At 55.8% G+C, this 2,066-nt stretch carries 1 protein-coding gene; it reads left to right on the top strand.

Going from position 1 to position 2,066, the window contains the following annotated elements:
- Window positions 1-11: 11 nt before the first annotated feature.
- On the top strand, window positions 12-2,066 hold a 2,055-nt coding region (locus D9736_RS23230), incomplete at its 3' end, for an Ig-like domain-containing protein (protein ID WP_240779382.1).

The raw sequence follows: 2,066 nt of genomic DNA, 5'->3' as shown, positions 1-2,066 counted from the left end.
CTGACGTCACCGTGGATAAAAAACACGCCGTTGCCGACGGAAAAGAATCTGTAACCTATATCGCGACAGTAAAAGATGAGAAAGGCAACGCCCTGGCAAACCATAAAGTAACATGGCATGCCTCCGGCGCTGGCGTCATCCTTTCTGCAGCAACCACGCAAACTGATGCCTCCGGGGTAGCCTCGGTCACACTGTCGGCGCTGAAAGCCGGTACGGTCAGCCTCTCAGCACAGGCTGAAGCAGGCGTTGCGTTTAATGCTTCCCCGGTAACCTTTACCGGCGACACCCGCACCGCACAGCTTACTGACCTTAAAATCAGTAAACAGAATGCACTCGCCAACGGCACCGATGAAGTCACCTTCACGGGTACAGTGATGGATGCGAACAGTAACCCGCTGTCGGGTATCAGCATCAACTGGAGCGCAACACCTGCCACTGGCCACCTGTCCGCGGCCTCTGGTACGTCAGACAGCAACGGTAACGTGACGGTATCCCTGACATCAAAACAACGCGGGGCGCATCAGGTTACCGCTCTGGTGAACGGTAAATCAGTTACCTCAAACAGCGTGACATTCACCGAGGATGCCGCCACGGCCAGCCTGTCTGCCCTGAATGCAGACAAAACCAGTATCACCGCCGGTACAGGCAGCGTCACGCTGACCACTCAGGTGCTGGACGCATCCGGCCATCCGGTAGCGAATAAATCTGTTGTCTGGAAGTCTGACAATGCCGCGGGTGTTTTCAGTGAAACCACCTCAAATACCGATGCCCAGGGTAACGCGAAGGTGACCTACAGCAGCACCCGTGCACAGGCCACCACGATCACCGCATCCGGCGACAATAACAGTCAGAAGACCGTGAAGCTGACCATCACGCCCGATGTCAAGAGCGCAAAACCTGTTGACGTCACTGTCAATAAAACCAGCGCAACGGCGAATGGCAAGGATCTGGTCACCCTGACCGCCAGAGTGGAAGATCAATACAAAAACCCCGTCAACCAGAGTGATGTTAGCTGGCAGATCCAGCCGGCAGGTAAGTATCATCTTACCGGCAGCCCGCAAAAAACCGACGATCAGGGCCGGGTTACCGCGACGCTGGCTTCAGAGGATGTGGTCGCCTGTCAGGCCGTGGCAACCGCCAACGGTGTGAACAAATCGTCTGCCACCATCAACTTTAGCGCCGACGCAGCCACCGCCACAGTCTCTACACTCACTCCGTCCACAACAGCGGATGTGGCAGCAGGCGATAGCATGACGCTGAAAGCCACAGTGGTGGACAAAGCCGGTCATCCTGTCGTAAATCAAAGGATTAACTGGAGTACCGATAATACCAGCGGGTCTTTCCAGTCCAATAATTACAGCGACACCAACAGTCAGGGTATTGCAGAGATAACCTATTCTGCTACCCGGGCCGCGGCCACGCATGTCACGGCAGAAAGTAATAACAGCCGCCAGACCGTGGCGGTGAATGTGATTGGTAATATAGCCACCGCGACCCTGTCTGACAGCAAAGTGGACAAAACTCAGGCCGTCGCCGATGGCAACGAACCGATAACCTGTTCTGTCGCGGTGAAAGATGCGAACGGCAATACTCTGCCTGGCGCACAGGTCAACTGGAGCAGCAATGATCCGAAAGTGATCTTTGCCAGCACCAGCAGCCTTGCGAATAATCAGGGGGTTGCAACCATGCATTTCACCTCCACCCGTGCCGGGAAGGCTACTGTTTCTGCCACCACCGCGAACGGTGCAGCGAAACAAACCACCACGCTGACGTTTGTTGCCGACGCCAAAAGCGCCGTGCTGAAAAGCATTTCACCGGATAAAACCACCCTGCTGGCCGACGGAAAGGACAGCGCCACACTGACTGCTGTCGCAGAAGACGCACAGGGTAATCCGTTAAAGAATGTCCAGATCGACTGGAGTTCAACCAGCAACACCGCACAGTTAACCGCCACGACCACCCAGACAGACGAGCAGGGACATGTCACAGTCCAGGTCAGTTCTCCGGCGGTGGAAGAGATTACGCTGACTGCCACGCTGCAGGGTCAGAAGCTGGCTTCTCCGGTC

The organism is Escherichia sp. E10V10 (assembly GCF_004211985.1).
GTDB lineage: Bacteria > Pseudomonadota > Gammaproteobacteria > Enterobacterales > Enterobacteriaceae > Escherichia.
The sequence above is the reverse complement of the archived record's forward strand: the minus strand, read 5'-3'. Positions and strand labels throughout refer to the sequence as shown.